This window comes from Bacillus sp. JJ1609 (assembly GCF_036967045.1).
Classification (GTDB): domain Bacteria; phylum Bacillota; class Bacilli; order Bacillales; family Cytobacillaceae; genus Mesobacillus.
In genome coordinates, this window is the sequence record NZ_JBALSS010000014.1 from 13,930 (window position 1) to 30,279 (window position 16,350).

The following is a 16,350-nucleotide window of genomic DNA, read 5'->3' on the forward strand; positions in this document are numbered from 1 at the left end:
TTTTTTGTTTATCTTGACTAGTTTATTTTTTTTGTCTGGAATGCTTGAAGTATTCAATATAGCAAATAGTTTGGTCATCGGAAAAGGAATAATAAACAATGTACTTATCTACAATAATTTTGTAGCTTCCTTCCCACTCTGGTTGATTTGCAGGGATACTTGTTCCGAGTAGGAAAATTTTAACTTCGATTCTTTTTACTAACTTTTTTTTGTATTCCTTTGTTTCACTTGCAGTAAAATACTGACTCTGAATAGTATTAAACCCTTCCAAGGCTTGTTTAGTCCATTTTATTTTCATATTTATAGTTCACCTTGCTCAATCATCTCTAAAATCTCATCAGTTGAAAAAACGTTTCCTTCTAAAATATCCTTTTTTGCTTGTAATAGCTTTTGTTTTAAGTCGGGGTCACGCTCAACGTCTTCTTTTACTGTTATTTCTGGTTCATCAATTAAGGATAAAAAATATTTCTTTCCATCAATTTCAAAAATCGATTCACCTTCACAGATCATTTCTTTTATTACTTCTGCTGCATAGCCATTTAATTTTTTCATCGAATTACCTCCAATCATTATTTCTTTATGTTCATTATACTCCATGGAAATGGTCGGGAACAGAGTAACGAAGACATGGTTGAAAACTGCCATTTAAGGAGGTGCGGTGAACCGTATCATAAGTAAGTGAGGTTTTTTAGTCAAATGCCTCTCCTTAAGGATGAGGTGGCTAAATCATAGCAAAAATAAAAATGATAAAAATTTAATTATCAAAATTTTTAAGGGCAATAGGTTGACAAATTTAAGAATCCTATTAAACTAAAAATAGCTTTATCTCAAGTTCTTCTATATCATATTCCTCTCTTCGTTCCTTCCGTGAGAATTAGCTTTTACTTTATTAATTATTAGTCTTAAATTCCCTTTTACTCTCTTCAATTAAAACCACATTAAACCTCTTTTTTTACTTCACGCTAATATCCATTAAGTCGAGAAATCTGTCGGAAGTTCAAATGAATAAATAAAGGAAATGAATCATACATGGCATCGGATAAGTGTGCTATTAAATGCCCATGTTGTGGACGCTCTTCATTTGAAGAATATTATCATAAAACTCATGAGCATTTGTATGAGATGGGGGCAGGTGGTTTCCAGTTCACTTCTGATTGCATCGCACATTTTGTTAAGCAATGAATTACCATTAGATAGGAGTAGAATGCTATGGGATTTGAAGAAGAATACCAGGCTTTTATGAATGCTCACTTGCAGGTAAGAACCGGTGAACGGTTGCGGCGTTTACAAGAAGGTCACAACCAGGCAGAAAGGATGTTTTTGAGGCAAGTGTGGTGGCCATTATTTTATCATTTTCGCTACCTTCATCCGGAATATGAAGTTAATGATTTCAAGGATGGAAAAAGGTATTTGGACTTTGCTTATATTCGTCCAGCTATACGGATTTGCCTTGAGATCGACGGATATGGCCCTCACCTGAAGAACATAAGCAGATGGCAATTTTCTGACAGCCTGGAGCGTCAAAATCAGTTGGTGATTGATGGATGGACCGTGATCCGCTTTTCTTATGACCAAGTTAAAGACCAACCACGTCGGTGCCAACAGATCGTCCAGCAAGTGATTGGTCGGTGGCTGGGTGATGAGCTGGATCAGACCTCCCTGTCCTTCGTGGAAAAGGAAGTGCTTCGGTTTGCGATTCGAAAAGGAGAAGCTATATTCCCTAAAGAAGTCGAGATGTATCTGAAGTTAAGTGACAAGACCGTAAAAAAAGTACTTTCTCAACTAGTCGATAAAAAGAAGTTGATTCCCGAATCTGGTACCATTAGGATTCGCTCTTATCGGTTGGGAGATCAGGTTAAGCATCCAATCTAATAAATAGACGGAAAAATTCCTCTAAATTAGTAAATTGAATTGAAAATAGCTTATATAGACGGAAAGATTCCGCCTATTGACTCGAAAACTGCTAAAATGAGGGACTTAGCTTTGCATAACCGGAAAACCTCAGCTTATATACGCCTAAACGAGCTCCATTCTGCATCTAACAGAAAAATCTCCGCTTATTTTATTTTCGCTGGTTACTCTGGTTACTGAATAAGGACCATCCTTCTTATTTAAGAAGAGTGATAAAGAATATTTAGCATTTTTTCTTATTCCAATCCTGGAGAACCTTTATGAAGAGAGAAGGGCAAATGCTTTTCACCTTGAGTGAATGTAGATAATTGATTCCAAGTTGATTTCAATTTATGAAGATCCTCACAGTCAAATCCCAACTGGATTCGGATTTTAACGACCATATTTTTAAAGAAACGTTTGTTACAGGATGTTCCTCAAGAGTAACGTCATTACGGTGAAGTCAGAACTTGAGGTAAACTCTCTCTTTTCGAATACTAAGTCACTTATACTAGCAGCCTCAGATAAAGACAATTTCATATATAGGAAAAATGAAAATTCATTCAATAGTAAAAAATTGTAAAAATTGCTATAATGGTTTTTATATTAACAAGGTAGTCATCAAATAAAGAATAATACCTGATATGAATGAAAACCCGTTAAAGATGGGCAATGAAAAGAATCAAAAAATCAAGGTGAAAAGAAGTGAAGGGGTAACGACTGCTGCTTTTAAGGGGGCAAGATGGGCAGCTTAAGTGAATAAAAGAAAAGTTTGTCTTTCGATTTTTATGTAGGGAGTGGTTTAAATGAACCAATTGCTTCAAATGGGAGCAAATACAGTGTTAAGTTCTCCGAAAGGTACCGTTACTGTTAGCTACGAAATCTCCAGTTTAATAGATATTTCCTTAACAGCTTTCCTTTTAACTGATTCAGACAAGGTACAAGGGGATAGCGGGATTATATTTTATAATCAACCACAGAGCTCTTCTGGTGTAGCTGCTCTTCTACCATATGAAAATGTAGGTAATACAAAAGTACATAAAATTCATTTTGATATGAGTAAAGCCCCAGAACGTATTAATAAAATAGCTATAACTCTTACAGAGGATAATAGTACAGGGTTTTCGAATGTGAAGAATTTAAAGGCCGAGATATTTACGGATCATACGATTATCCAATTAACCCCATCTAGTTTCACAAAGGAAAATGGAATAGTAGTATTAGAATTATATCGAAGAAATGGTCAGACAAAGGCAAAATCAATCTGGCGTGGATTTGATTCCGGGCTTGAAGGGTTATGTAAAAATTTCGGTGTTGAAGTAGAATCTGATCAGCAAAATAAGCCTTCTGAACCTAAAACGGTTCAAACACTTGCTGTCCAAAAACCAAAAAAGGCTCTAAATGTTCCTAATAACAAAAATGGACAAAACACGTTGTCATCAATAAGCCTTGAAAAGGTAAAGGGTAAGATCAGTCTCGACAAAGGTCAAAAGCCAGTGATCATTGAAAAAACACCAGAGATTACGGCTACGGTATCTTGGAAGACTGGGACTGATTATGATATCTATGCTTTAGTCTATACTAAGGATGGCAGGCAGATAGATGTAGCGATGTTTGGAGCAAATGGAACGCCTCCCCTCAGAAGGCTCGCCAATGGAGCAGTAGAACATATGGGGGATGTCAGGAGAGATAATCGATCAACGAAGACAGAAGTGATTAAATTAAGGTTAAATAATGATATTCTCGCAGTCGTTCCTGTCGTTTACTCTGCGCAGTCAAATGGAACGGGTTCATTCTACAGATACAAAGTGTCCATGAGTATTGATAATCATCATGGAACCTCCGTTACCATTTCCGCAAAGAATGCAAACAACAATGATCGAATTTATACCTGTGTGCCTGGAATCCTCCAAAATACGCCCGATGGAGTGATAATTAGTGCATTGGAGCTGTATAGCTCACCGAACTCAGAGTTTAGGCCTAAACTTAGGATGGGCGCTTCTAATATGGTAGAGGTTGTAATGGATGCAGGACCGAAGAATGATTACAAGTAGACTAGAATTATATGATTTTCTAAAATTTATTGCTATTGTCGTTGATTTTGCCGTTTAAGATCACGCTTCTTACCATGGAATCTCTGCGCAAAATTACAGTAGGTCAAAATTAAAAAGGCATTGGTAAAATCAGTTTACCAATGCCTTTTTTTGCCTCTTAAATAACTACGGTGAACCGTACCATAAGTAAAGGAGGTCTTAAATATTGGAGAAAAAGTGTATTCCCGAGGGTCTTAGATGGAGAAAGTAAGTTATATCCATAATGTCCTTGTTGGAGAGTTTAGAAATGATACGCTTAACCAAGGTTAAGACTATCGATTACTAAGAATGATGCAGGGTGAGAAGTTAAAAAGATATACGAAAAGTTATCATTAATTGGAATGCAAAATACGACTGCATAACAATAATGAAAGAAAAGCTATTTGTAAATGTTGATTTCCTCAGTTGAACTTCATAAGGTGGATGTAAGTATGCTTAAAGAAGTCTGTGTAGAAAATTTTACGAATATCCCCAAATTAATTGCTAATGGGGCTGGCAGGATTGAACTTTGTGACAACCTTATTGTAGGAGGTACAACAGTAAGTCACGGTGTAGCGGTAGTAGCTATTAACTACTGCCACGGTAAAAACATTAAGGTTATGACCATGATAAGGCCAAGAGGCGGGAACTTTATTTATAGTAAAGAAGAAAAGGAAATGATAAAGCGGGATCTTGTCCATTTGAAGGAATTAGGAACAGATGGAGTGGTGCTGGGTTGCTTAAATGACACTGGCTGGATTGATGAAGAGGCTATGGTCACCTTACTAGATTTAGCAAATGGACTAGAGGTAACATTTCACATGGCGTTTGACCAAATAAGCCCTGGAAATCAGTTTAAAGCGATTGATTGGCTTGTGGGACACGGGGTAAATCGAATCTTAACCCATGGAGGTCCGTTAGATACTAAAATCGAGGATAACCTAGTCAGGTTGAAGGAATATATAGACTATGCAGATGGAAGAATCATTATACTCCCTGGTGGCGGAATTACTAATAAAAACCTTCACTCAATCACATCCGCCATAAATATTAGAGAAGTTCATGGGACAAAAATAGTCGATTGAAGGGGTAACGCTTCTCATACTTCAGTAATCAAACCATTTCTTAATAAACCTCACTTAGATATTTAGTAGTGAACCGTATCATAAATAGGTACGGTTTTTTTGATGGTTTTAAAATATGATACTAAGTTGGGACATGAAAATCTGAAAAGGGAGAGGTAATGATACTTCTCTCTCTTTTTTATTCGGATTTAGAGCAGTTTGGATATCATTAAGCGTAAACTACATGCACTCTAAATACATCCATTACGTAATGTAGAGGATAGGGTTAATAACAATGAAGAGGTCATCCAATATCCACCATTATCAAACCTCCTTTATAGCTTATTTTGAAAATGCAGCAAACCCAATGGAATGTAAAGAGCTAACAGTTTTGCCTTAAGGGAAACTTCAACGGTCAGCTGTGGTTGGATACTTGAAAAAAATTCTCTAACACACAGAACAAGCTTGGTTAGAACACAATTTTAACGAAAATGTTCAACAAATATCTGAGAGAATTGCTTCCATTGTTGGACAGCCACTTAACCATGCTAATAAGTTGTTAAAAAATCAAGTCTATTCACCTGGAAAACATGGGGCACACCCGTTAAAAGAAGGGGGAAATGGATTGCGACCTTATAGTTCCTGGGAAAACTGCAATATTAAAACATATATTTTTATGAATATTCCTATAATTTTTATAAAATGCAAATGTCCATAAAATGTTCACAATACAATAAATCTATGTTAAAGTTAAAAAGATTTGTAGAGAATGGAAAGTTCATTGATGTAGGTTAATGAAGATTGACTTTAAATCCTGTTTTTCCATTGTGTCTGTGCGGAAGGATTGCTAGTATAAAACAATGCTTAGCTTTCAGCCCACTGTAAAACGGTACATGTATTGGCATGTGAACCGATTTATAGTGGGCTTTTTTGCGTTCTCATTCTTCCGCGGCTTTCAATTCACATTTACTTTTAAAACTGTGATCAAAGAGGTGGATTATTGTCCTTATGTTTTAAAAAACACTATAAAATCAATTATTGGAGGATAAGAATATGGCGTTTCACAGTTCACAGCAGATCGCGGAATTAGCGGTTGAAGCTGGAATGAAGAAGGCCTCAATGCGGCCTGCTCATACACTATTATTAGGGTTTTTAGGTGGAGCCTTTATTTCATTTGGTTTCTTATTAGACATTCGAGTTATTGCAAACTTACCACAGGAATGGGGTTCCTTCAGCTCGCTTTTAGGTGGAGCAGTTTTCCCAGTGGGTCTAATGTTAATCATTATCGCAGGTGGAGAATTGTTGACGGGAAATATGATGGCACTTCCGATTGCCGTTCTAGCAAAGCGCGCCACACTAAAACAACTGGGTAAAAATTGGCTGTTAGTTTTAGTTAGTAATTTTATTGGAGCAATCTCTGTTGCTTATTTTTTTGGACACATAGTTGGATTAACGGAAACAGGTGTATTCCTGACCAAAACCGTTGCGATTGCAGAAGCGAAAATCGATGAAACATTTATTAAGACCTTAATTTCCGCTATTGGGTGTAACTGGCTCGTTTGTTTAGGCGTTTGGCTGGCTTTTGGGGCAGATGATATCGGCGGAAAAATACTTGCTATTTGGTTTCCGATTATGGCGTTTGTAGCGATTGGTTTTCAGCACGTTGTGGCCAACATGTTTGTCATCCCTGCAGCAATCTTTGCGGGGCACTTCACCTGGGGGGATTATTTAGCTAACTTTGTTCCGGTTATCATTGGAAATGCGATTGGCGGCGGTGTCTTTGTAGCTTTAATCTATTGGATGGTTCACAAGGATTCCCTTCAAACACTATCGAAAGCAAGGGTAAGTATTAAGAAAGCAAGTTAACAACTATTCAATAATAGTAATCTTCTGTTTTGAAGTACAATAGATTTCTTTGTTTTTTACTAAGGAGGATTTACAGTGAAGGAAAAAGTGGACGTTCTTATTAACGGAACAGCACACCAAGTGGAAAAAGGGACTCGTATTATAGATTATTTACTAAAACAAGATATGGAGCATCCGCACATTTGCTATTCTGAAGTTCTTGGACCGGTACAGAGCTGTGATACGTGTATGTGTGAAGTAAATGGCAGCATCATGCGTGCATGTTCCACTGAGATCGAAGAAGGTATGGACATTTTGACGTCATCGGAGCTTGCGACGAAGGCTCAAGAGGAAGCAATGGATCGTATACTGGAAAACCATTTATTATATTGTACTGTATGTGACAATAACAATGGCAATTGTCGAGTACATAATACAGCAGAACTAATGGGGATTGAACACCAAACTCGACCCCATCGTTCTAAGGGGCATGAAGTAGATGTGTCTCACCCGTTTTATCGTTACGATCCTGATCAATGTATTTTGTGCGGGCGATGTGTGGAAACCTGTCAGGATCTTCAAGTGAATGAAACGCTAACCATCAACTGGGAAAGCGGGCAGCCGCGCGTATTATGGGATGGAGGAAAAAGCATTAATGAGTCCTCTTGTGTATCCTGCGGACAATGTGTAACGGTTTGTCCTTGTAACGCATTGATGGAAAAATCAATGATTGGAAATGCAGGATTCATGACAGGGATTTCCGATGACTTGCTTACACCAATGATTGACATCGTCAAAGCAGTAGAGCCTGATTATCAAACAATCATGGCCGTTTCAGAAATAGAAGCAGCCATGCGTGAAACGAAAATAGAGAAAACAAAAACGGTTTGTACGTTCTGCGGTGTAGGCTGTTCCTTTGAAGTTTGGACAAAAGACCGTGAAATCCTTAAAATTGAACCATCTGAAAACGCTCCTGTAAACAGTGTTTCAACCTGTGTAAAAGGAAAATTCGGCTGGGATTTTGTCAATTCTCAAGAACGAATTACATCACCTTTAATCCGTAAGGGTGATGTGTTTGTGGAAGCAAGCTGGGATGAGGCTCTTTCTTTAGTGGCGGAGAAGCTGGGCGGTATTAAAGAAACGTACGGCAGTGATGCCATTGGTTTCATTTCTTCATCAAAAATTACAAACGAGGAAAATTACCTCATCCAAAAGCTGGCACGTCAAGTATTTGGTACGAATAATGTGGACAACTGCTCTCGTTATTGCCAGTCACCGGCTTCATGGGGGTTACAGCAAACTGGAGGCATTGGCGGGGACTCTGGAACGATTCAGGATATCGCAGGTGCAGGGCTTGTCATGCTCGTGGGATGCGCACCTGCAGAAGGACATCCTGTACTTGCCACACGTATTAAGCGGGCGCAGAAACTTCACGGTCAGAAATTAATCACCGTGGATGTGCGCAGACATGAAATGGGTGACCGTGCAGACTTGTTCGTTCGTCCAAAACAAGGGACGGACTATGTATGGCTTTCTGCTATTACGAAGTATATGATTGACCAAGGCTGGCATGATGAGAAATTTATTACAGAACATGTGAATCACTATGATGAATTTTTGGAAATGATGGAGCCTTATAGTTTGGAAGAGGCCGAGAATATTACTGGTATTTCGGAAGAAACCCTAATACAAATGGCAGAAATGATCAGGGATGCGGATGGAACCGTGATTTGCTGGGGAATGGGTGTAACGCAAAATATCGCGGGTTCACACACTTCTGTGGCTATTGCGAATTTGCTTCTTGCAACAGGCAACATGATGCGTCCAAACGCTGGTGCTTACCCATTACGCGGACATAATAATGTCCAAGGTGCGGCAGATATGGGAACAATGCCAAATATCTTCCCTGGCTATCAATCCGTAACAAATGTTGAATTCCGTGAAAAATTTGAAAAGGCTTATGGGGTGAAAATTCCTAAAAATCCTGGACTTGACAATATAGAAATGCTCGGTGCTGTCGATAAAGGCGAGATGAAGGCGATGTTTATAGCTGGTGAGGATATGGCATGGGTTGATGCGGACTCGAACCATACACAGGCGATGCTTGCGAAGTTAGATTTCCTTGTTGTTCAAGAAATCTTCTTAACCACAACCGCTCAATTTGCAGATGTTATCTTGCCAGGTGCTCCGTCTCTTGAAAAGGATGGAACGTTTACCAATACCGAGCGCCGTGTGCAGCGTTTGTACCAAGCATTACAGGCTCTAGGCAATAGTAAACCAGACTGGTGGATTCTGACACAGCTCGCTAAAAAGATGGGCTTTGATTGGAGTTATACGCATCCAAGTGAGATTTTTGATGAAATGGCAGGCTTAACTCCTTTCTTCAGCCAGTGTAATTATGATGTTCTGGAAGGGTGGAACAGTTTCCACTGGGGCTCACTTGATGGATCCAACACGCCGCTCCTTTTCGAAAACGGCTTTAATTTTCCAGATAAAAAAGCACGTTTCGGTTTGTTTGATTATATTCCGCCAATGGAGTTCCCACAGGAATTCGATCTCGCGTTAGATAATGGACGTCTGTTGGAGCACTTCCATGAAGGAAACTTAACTCAGAAATCAGAAGGACTTAACTACAAATTCCCAAAAGTGTTCGTGGAAACATCACCGGAACTAGCGAAAGAACGAGGCGTAAAAGACGGTTCACTTGTTCGTCTTGTATCACCGTATGGAGCGATTAAGCTGCCAGTTCTAGTAACAGATCGTGTGGAAGGAAAAACGGTCTATGTTCCAATGCATTCCTCAAGCCACGAGAGTGCGGTTAATCTTCTTACGGGTGGAGCAGTGGATGTCGTGACACATACACCAGCATATAAACAAACAAAAGTACGGATGGAGGTCCTTGCAATCAACGGAGAAAATCCGCTGCCAAGGTACAATCCGCGTAATGCCACTCGTACGCCGCAAAAGGGGCTTGAAATATACCGTAAGTGGGAACGCGGTGATTACGTTCCGATTGCTAGTACCAATGAGCATATTGAACCTGGTTTCTATGACAGGAGGAATGCGTAATGGCAAAGCCGATAAAAATCGTTCAAAAGACAGAACTGACAGAAGAACAAAAGAAAATGCAATCCCTGGATTATCTTCTCTCCGGGGTTGCGGATAACAAGGATTCATTGCTCGAGACCTTAAATTTGCTTCAGGAATTACACGATAGTGGGATCATGGACGCTTTAGGAAGCTTGCTAAAAACAAAAGAAAAGGCAGCAAAAATTGCTGTCGGTCAGCTTTCACGCGAACCAGTCACAAAAATGATCAATAATGCGATGGCCGCAGGCGGTATACTTACTGAATTGGACCCTGAAACAACAGGTAAGCTCGCTAAAGGTCTGACGAATGGATTGCAAAAGGCTCAGCAGGGGTTAGCAGAAGATTCCAAAGTTGGACTTTTTGACCTAATGAAGGCTATAAAGGATCCTGATATAAATCGGGCGATAGGATTTGGATTTAATCTTTTAAAAGGTATGGGCGAAGGTTTAAAATAGTATATACAAAGAAAAAGCAAACCCATTCGTTCATGTAATGAATGGGTTTCCTCTTTAGAATCAAACTAAGTGGCAGGATAAGGAGGATCATGAAATGGCAAAAAATATGGAGCATCAATTTAGTATGCTTATTCGCGAAATTAGAAAAGAATATGTGGGAAATGGCCCAAAGGAAATCACCACCAAATTTATCGGTTCTTGGGCGGTCACTGAAATGAAAGGAAACCTCACAAATGTGGAGAAGTTCATGCTTACTTCAAACCATGGTGAAGAAATGGTCCATGAAACGAGAACAAGATTTGTTAAGGAAATATACAAAAAGCCAGAAGTTCTTTTAAGATTTGAAAACTTAATGGGTGCAAAAGTACTTCGGTTATTTTCTGATATTAATATTAAAGAAGATGTTGCAATGACTGTATTCGTTTTTGACCAGCCGATTGAAGGAACTGGGAATTAAGTACGAATCAGACAATGAAAATGAAAAGCAGCATTTGGCGGTATGAAGAGAGAGTCATAAACAGAGTAACGGATCGCATTGTCACATAATATCCAATAACCTTTGTCCTAAATGGGCAACTCCCTAACGGCTGAAAATGCGAAAGAAATAGTCGATGCCCAGATGCAATCCGGGAAAAAATTAATGGTAGATCATAATCAACGGTTTACTCGTGCCCATCAAAAAGATAAAGAAATCATACAGAATAAAGAACTTGGAAATTACTTACATTTAGAACGACTTTTGGACACTTTGGACCAGAGCATTGGGGTGTCAATAAATCAAACTCAACGTGGTTCTTTAAAAAGGAACGCTCAGGTCTTGGTGTTGCTGGAGATTTGGGGATTCATAAAGTTGATTTATTACAATACTTATTAGATGACGAAATCGAGCCGGTTAGTGCTTTTCAAGGAGCGCTCGACAAAATTAATGAAAAGGGCGAACCTATAGAAGTATGCGATAACATAGTATGTAGTTTAAAAACGAAAAAAGGTCGTTTGGGTACAGCATCTTTTTCTTGGACCTATTACGGAGAAGAAGACAATAGTACTATTATCTATTGTGAAAAAGGGATTTTGAAAATCTATCATAGTGATCAATACCAATTGGAAGTGATTACAGATCGCGAGAAAGTACAGTACCAAGTTGAAAGTATTCAAACCAACAGTAACCAGACGAACAGTGGTGTTATCGATTCCTTTATTGAATGTGTCCGTCTTGATCATTCCCCATTTGTAACAGGGGAAGATGCATTATCTTTTCTAAAAGTCATTTTAGGGATTATAGAAGCAGCAGAATTAAATAGGGTTGTTTATTTAAATAGAGTCCCTCCTTAAAGAAATTATCTTATAAGGAGGGATTTTCTTTTTTTATTATTAACCCTCACTTAAATAAGTAACGGAGAACCGTGTAGAAAATAGAGTTCTTCAACAATCAGGCGATATTTATTAACGTGTAACGATTAAATTAATTATACGGTAAACACTACTAGATCAATCTGTGTGCAATCACTTTGTAAGCCATAAAAAGGAGTAGTAACAATGTCATCTAATAATAATAAAATAAGTGCCTGTTCCCCTTGGAAAAATGTATGTTTTCATTTGAATTGAATGGTGACCTCTTGGATAGTGAACTCTCTGTTTCATGTTCGAGAGAATATTTGATAGGGAGAGTGCATTTTTGCAAAATGAAAATATTCATTTTATTAAAGAGGTTTACCTACTTCAGTTTCATTTCTATTGTATAGTTAGGATAGGTCATAATAATGAAGTAAGAAAAGACAAGCTTAAAGATATATTAGGGGAGGAAATGAAGTGAGAAGGATTGTTTTATCGACAGAGAGCGGAGCCGATTTACCTGAAGATTTAGCTAGTAAATATGCCATTAAGGTAGTTCCGATGCATATCGTACTGGAAGGAAAGGATTATTTAGATGGTTCTTTACCTGTTAATGAGATTTATGATTATTATAATCGTACAAAAAAAATACCCTCTACAACTTCCACTAATGCCCACGAATATCACGATTTTTTCACGAAGATAAAAACAGATTTTCCTGATTGCATCGTTATTCATATTGGTTATACGTCAAAGGCATCTTCTTCCTTTCAAAACGCGATGATCGCAGCGGAAGATTTTGAAGACCTTTTTCTAATTGATGCTCTGAACGTTACAGGTGGACTATCTGCAATTGTGATGTATGCTGCTACTTTGTTAGAGAAAGAACCACTCATTGAACCTGTTCGCTTAGCAGAAAAAATTGAGTCTATGGTTCCTAAATCAAGACTGGCTTTCCTTCCTGGCAGCTTAGAGTTTTTAAGAGCGGGTGGACGCGTAAGTAATATAGCTTACCTAGGAGGGGCTTTGTTAAAAATAAAGCCATGCATCGAGTTAATTGAAGGAAAGCTTGTTTCTACTAAAAAATATCGTGGGAAAATGAGCGGAGTTGCGGAAAAACTCATGCAAGATTATTTAAGTGAATACAGCATAGATAGAGAACAACTTTATTTCATATACTCAATCGGACTTGATGAAAATATCAAGCAGCGGATGGATGAAGTCGCCAAAGAAACAGGATTCCAAAATGTAAAATGGATCCAAGCCGGTGCCATGATTTCTACTCACGCTGGACCTGGGGGATTCGGGATTGCAGGATTAGAAGTCTAGGAGGGAATATTCCTTACATCGGACTCATACTAAAACCTTGATTATCTTTAATGTACCGTCTTATTCCCTCAGAATCGCATGCAGGTTCATTATATCTATGGATTCATTGGCCATTACAAGGTATTGTATCGGGGGGCTTATCCGTATATTTTTTTTAATAGAATGTAGCAAATGGATAGTGACTTTTAAATTGGTTACTATCCTTTTTTTTGAGTTATTACATTAGTGAATTCAAAAAACAATCTGTAGTATTTATTGGTATACGTAGTAGGAAGAAGCACTGGGTACGTCCCATGCTTTTACATATTTTTTTACGGAAAATGAAACCAACATACCTAGTCTGAACGACATACTAGTGAAAATAAATATTGGAGGTTGCCCAGTTGAGTGAGGAAAAGAAATTATTCAATCAAATCAGGGAAGGGAATGGGGAAGCGTTCAGCCACCTGGTCGAACATCTACTTTCTTCTGCTTATAAGACGGCTTATCTCATCCTTGGTTCGAGGGAGCTGGCAGAGGATGCTGTCCAGATTGCCTTGGAGGACTGCTATCTCAGTATTATGCGAAATGTGGAAATCCGCCATTTTAAAGCATGGTTTTACCGGCTCGTCTATACCCGTTCGATCGACGTGTATCGGAAGCAAAAGCGAAATCAGTTTACTGATCTAGAGGAGAATCCAGAAGCTATCTCCAAGATGAAGTCCGAGTCAGCTCAGGAAAAGGCCGTTGAAAAGGAAACAAGACAAGAAATGCTGCAGCTGATCACCTATTTAAAGGATGAACAGCGCGTCCCACTGCTGCTGTATTATTTTGAAAACTTATCAGTAAAGGAAATCAGCATAATTCTCAATGAAAACAGCAATACGGTAAAAACAAGGTTGTCCCGGGGCAGGAAAAAGCTTGGAGAACTCATGGAAAAGCATCACCACTATCATAAGGAGGAGCAGTCTTATGGGATATGAAAAAGATGAACTGCAGGTCTCTGTTTCGCTTGAGAAGTTTACAAAGAATTTGCCAGGGAGATTCGCGGCTGGAGAATTTGATCATGCGAGGATAGAGAGGGTAGCCAGTGAGCTTGAAGAATTTAATAAAGCATTGAAAAAGCCATGGACCGTTTGGAAAAAGGCAGGGGTGGCAACAGCTGCAGTAGCTGCTAGCTTCTTGCTATTTGTTGGCTCAGGGTTTGTATCACCAACAATGGCTAAGATGGTAGCTAAGATTCCGCCGTTAAGCTCGATCTTTGATAGCCATGAGCAAAACCTGACGGAGCGCTTAACTCAAGCTTTGGAAAAAGAAGGGTATCCTGTTAAGCAAGTGAACCAGCACGTCGGTGGCAAAAAGGAAGGAATCCTCGTTACATTGGATGCATCTGAAAATCAGGTCAAAGATATGGAAGCTGGTGTGAAAAAAATCGGTCTTTCCATTGTCCAGAGCAAGGAGTTCAAAGGGACGAGAATCGAGGATTATTATATCAAGGTAAGGAAACATCATGAACCATCTGAAGAATGGCAGCAGGAACAGGCCGAAATCGAAAAGGAAAGTGAAGAAGTGTTTGATATCGTCCAGGCTGCTTTAAAGCCATTTAATTATAATAACGGTTTTGGTTATATGAGTGACTCGGTTGAGCTTGAAATACCGAGTCATGAAAAGCAAGAAAAAGTGGATGAAATTAAAAAGGCTGTAGAAGATGCGCTCGCTGCAGGCGGCAAGGACTATGTTGAGGTGAAGATCAGGAAGTACAATCTGGCCAAACGTGAACAATATGCTCGCTGGAGTGACGCAGTTTCAGGCATCGCTCATGAATTTAAAACGTATAAAAAATACAATGTGTCAGGTGTCGGCTATCAGAGTAAAGAAGGCTTGATGAGAATTTTCATCACAATGAAGATGAAGAGCACGGACGAAGGGGCTGTCGAACACGCCAGCGATTTATATTCGATGGCCGAGGAATTTATCAAGTCAGATGAAATTTGGCCACATGTTAAGGAAGATCCTTATAAGATTGTCGTTAGGACAAAGGATAAAAAAGAATTTGTTGTTGATGATGGAGAGAAGCACTTTAAATAAAATGCAAAAGACCAGGAGTTCTTGTCCTGGTCTTTTACCTTGTAGAAGCAAAAGGTACGTCCCTGTGCTTCTTATCCAAAATTCATATGCTGATAGCGTCCGCGGATGATTTGGTAGACTCCATATAAAATGAGTCCAACTGCCACAATAGCCAGTAAAAACTGTCCGAATGGCTGGTTTGCTAATTCTGTTAGAGCACCGCCAAGTCCTTTTGATTCGTTGGGATTATGTGTGTAGGCTGTGCGGATGAAGAAAAATCCGACCATGCTTAGAACAATCCCTCGTGAAATCAGACCGATTTTACCTGACCAACGTGCAATTTTCCGTTCGTGATCATTCATTTCATAGGTTTTGAATTTAGGCATGAATTTTTCTTTAAAACCACTATAAAGTTCGTAAACACCGTATCCAATAATTATGGCTCCTAGTAATCCTACTAACCATACGCCAAATGGCTGTTCCATTAACTTAGCGGAGATCGTCTTGTGCGAGTTTTCACTGCCAGCGTTCCCTGTGTGACTAGCTAATTTTATGGCACCAAATGCTAGACTCGTATAAATGAGTCCACTGATGAAATAACCCGTTCTTTTAATCAGACCTTTTGCATCTCTTCCTTCATTTTCAGGATCCTTAATCGCTTTAATAAAATTCCATAAGATATAACCGATTAAACCAATTCCAATGAACCATAACCCAACTTCACCAAATGGCATTGCGGAAAGGGATTGGAGAGCACCAGAAGTCCCAGTCGTATCTCCGCTAGGTCCGATTGCTGCTAAAGCTGCGAGTACCCCAATCATCACGTACACAAGACCTTTCGCCCAATAACCTAACCGGCCAAAACGGCGTACCCACGGCTTCGCTTCTCTTAATTTATCATTTACTTCTATTGTTGAGGGTGAATTCATATAATGTTCACTTCCTATATTATTCTTTTACTACATGAAGTTCCCGTTTTACAGTAAAAAGAAACTACTATTATTCTTCCAGCAAGACAAGTCGAGCCTCTAAATAATATTGTTGGAGTAAAAGTAAAAAACTCGCTATTATTCATTCCGGAAACTGCTGAGCATCAACTTTTATTTATTTCTTCGTCGTTAATTTCTTTGAATCATTGGTTTTAGAAAATCTATAGCCAAGTCTTGCATGGAAATAATGAAAGTCTTATCAAATAGCTATTCACCTGTATAGAGCAAAAAATGAGCT

13 protein-coding genes and 1 pseudogene are annotated in these 16,350 nt (G+C 38.9%); 11 read left to right on the top strand and 3 right to left on the bottom strand.

The window, feature by feature from the left end; all coding sequences use genetic code 11:
* Positions 1-22: 22 nt before the first annotated feature.
* Both V7654_RS12330 and V7654_RS12335 read right to left on the bottom strand, forming a co-directional pair.
* Positions 23-298: a type II toxin-antitoxin system RelE/ParE family toxin gene (locus V7654_RS12330; RefSeq protein ID WP_335430632.1), complete on the bottom strand. Its 276-nt coding sequence runs from the start codon at positions 296-298 to the stop codon at positions 23-25.
* A gap of 2 nt (positions 299-300) precedes the next feature.
* Entirely contained in the window at positions 301-552 is a 252-nt protein-coding gene (locus V7654_RS12335) for a hypothetical protein (protein ID WP_335430633.1), read from the bottom strand.
* Between the two features lie 657 nt (positions 553-1,209).
* On the opposite strand from V7654_RS12335, the gene V7654_RS12340 reads away from it, so the two are divergent.
* The 11 genes and pseudogenes from V7654_RS12340 to V7654_RS12390 all read left to right on the top strand — a co-directional run bounded on the left by V7654_RS12340 (position 1,210) and on the right by V7654_RS12390 (position 15,144).
* Positions 1,210-1,872 carry a DNA-binding response regulator gene (locus tag V7654_RS12340; RefSeq protein ID WP_335430634.1) on the top strand — a complete coding sequence of 221 codons (663 nt, stop codon included), beginning with the start codon at positions 1,210-1,212 and terminating at the stop codon, positions 1,870-1,872.
* A gap of 824 nt (positions 1,873-2,696) precedes the next feature.
* Positions 2,697-3,944 (top strand): TerD family protein, encoded by a 1,248-nt coding sequence (locus V7654_RS12345; RefSeq protein WP_335430635.1) that lies wholly within the window; start codon positions 2,697-2,699, stop codon positions 3,942-3,944.
* A gap of 470 nt (positions 3,945-4,414) precedes the next feature.
* Positions 4,415-5,047 (top strand): copper homeostasis protein CutC, encoded by a 633-nt coding sequence (locus tag V7654_RS12350; protein ID WP_438825296.1) that lies wholly within the window; start codon positions 4,415-4,417, stop codon positions 5,045-5,047.
* Positions 5,048-6,079: 1,032 nt separating this feature from the next.
* The gene (locus V7654_RS12355) at positions 6,080-6,892 is read left to right on the top strand and encodes a formate/nitrite transporter family protein (protein ID WP_335430638.1); all 813 of its coding nucleotides are present in this window, start codon (positions 6,080-6,082) and stop codon (positions 6,890-6,892) included.
* 75 nt (positions 6,893-6,967) lie between these two features.
* Entirely contained in the window at positions 6,968-9,940 is a 2,973-nt protein-coding gene (gene fdhF / locus V7654_RS12360) for a formate dehydrogenase subunit alpha (RefSeq protein ID WP_438825292.1), read from the top strand.
* A complete protein-coding gene (locus V7654_RS12365) occupies positions 9,940-10,416 on the top strand; it encodes a DUF1641 domain-containing protein (RefSeq protein WP_335430639.1) in 477 nt (158 codons plus the stop codon). Before fdhF ends, V7654_RS12365 begins: the two co-directional genes overlap by 1 nt.
* 94 nt (positions 10,417-10,510) lie before the next feature.
* Positions 10,511-10,873, top strand: coding sequence for a DUF2294 domain-containing protein (locus V7654_RS12370; RefSeq protein WP_335430641.1), 363 nt, complete (start codon positions 10,511-10,513; stop codon positions 10,871-10,873).
* A 120-nt stretch (positions 10,874-10,993) separates the two neighbouring features.
* Positions 10,994-11,748, top strand: a pseudogene (locus V7654_RS12375) (Gfo/Idh/MocA family protein); the annotation flags it as partial.
* A 477-nt stretch (positions 11,749-12,225) separates the two neighbouring features.
* Positions 12,226-13,077: a DegV family protein gene (locus V7654_RS12380; RefSeq protein ID WP_335430643.1), complete on the top strand. Its 852-nt coding sequence runs from the start codon at positions 12,226-12,228 to the stop codon at positions 13,075-13,077.
* Between the two features lie 383 nt (positions 13,078-13,460).
* Positions 13,461-14,039 carry an RNA polymerase sigma factor gene (locus V7654_RS12385; protein WP_335430644.1) on the top strand — a complete coding sequence of 193 codons (579 nt, stop codon included), beginning with the start codon at positions 13,461-13,463 and terminating at the stop codon, positions 14,037-14,039.
* Positions 14,029-15,144 carry a DUF4179 domain-containing protein gene (locus V7654_RS12390; protein ID WP_335430645.1) on the top strand — a complete coding sequence of 372 codons (1,116 nt, stop codon included), beginning with the start codon at positions 14,029-14,031 and terminating at the stop codon, positions 15,142-15,144. Before V7654_RS12385 ends, V7654_RS12390 begins: the two co-directional genes overlap by 11 nt.
* Positions 15,145-15,215: 71 nt before the next feature.
* Here V7654_RS12390 and V7654_RS12395 read toward each other — a convergent pair whose 3' ends face one another.
* Positions 15,216-16,052, bottom strand: a complete 837-nt coding sequence (locus V7654_RS12395) for a DUF1206 domain-containing protein (RefSeq protein ID WP_335430646.1) — start codon at positions 16,050-16,052, stop codon at positions 15,216-15,218.
* Positions 16,053-16,350 lie beyond the last annotated feature (298 nt).

Bases quoted from the DNA above. Each gene is read 5' to 3' on its own strand.
- V7654_RS12330 (WP_335430632.1), bottom strand. From the start codon at position 298: ATGAAAATAAAATGGACTAAACAAGCCTTGGAAGGGTTTAATACTATT.
- V7654_RS12335 (WP_335430633.1), bottom strand. From the start codon at position 552: ATGAAAAAATTAAATGGCTATGCAGCAGAAGTAATAAAAGAAATGATC.
- V7654_RS12340 (WP_335430634.1), top strand. From the start codon at position 1,210: ATGGGATTTGAAGAAGAATACCAGGCTTTTATGAATGCTCACTTGCAG.
- V7654_RS12345 (WP_335430635.1), top strand. From the start codon at position 2,697: ATGAACCAATTGCTTCAAATGGGAGCAAATACAGTGTTAAGTTCTCCG.
- V7654_RS12350 (WP_438825296.1), top strand. From the start codon at position 4,415: ATGCTTAAAGAAGTCTGTGTAGAAAATTTTACGAATATCCCCAAATTA.
- V7654_RS12355 (WP_335430638.1), top strand. From the start codon at position 6,080: ATGGCGTTTCACAGTTCACAGCAGATCGCGGAATTAGCGGTTGAAGCT.
- V7654_RS12365 (WP_335430639.1), top strand. From the start codon at position 9,940: ATGGCAAAGCCGATAAAAATCGTTCAAAAGACAGAACTGACAGAAGAA.
- V7654_RS12370 (WP_335430641.1), top strand. From the start codon at position 10,511: ATGGCAAAAAATATGGAGCATCAATTTAGTATGCTTATTCGCGAAATT.
- V7654_RS12390 (WP_335430645.1), top strand. From the start codon at position 14,029: ATGGGATATGAAAAAGATGAACTGCAGGTCTCTGTTTCGCTTGAGAAG.
- V7654_RS12395 (WP_335430646.1), bottom strand. From the start codon at position 16,052: ATGAATTCACCCTCAACAATAGAAGTAAATGATAAATTAAGAGAAGCG.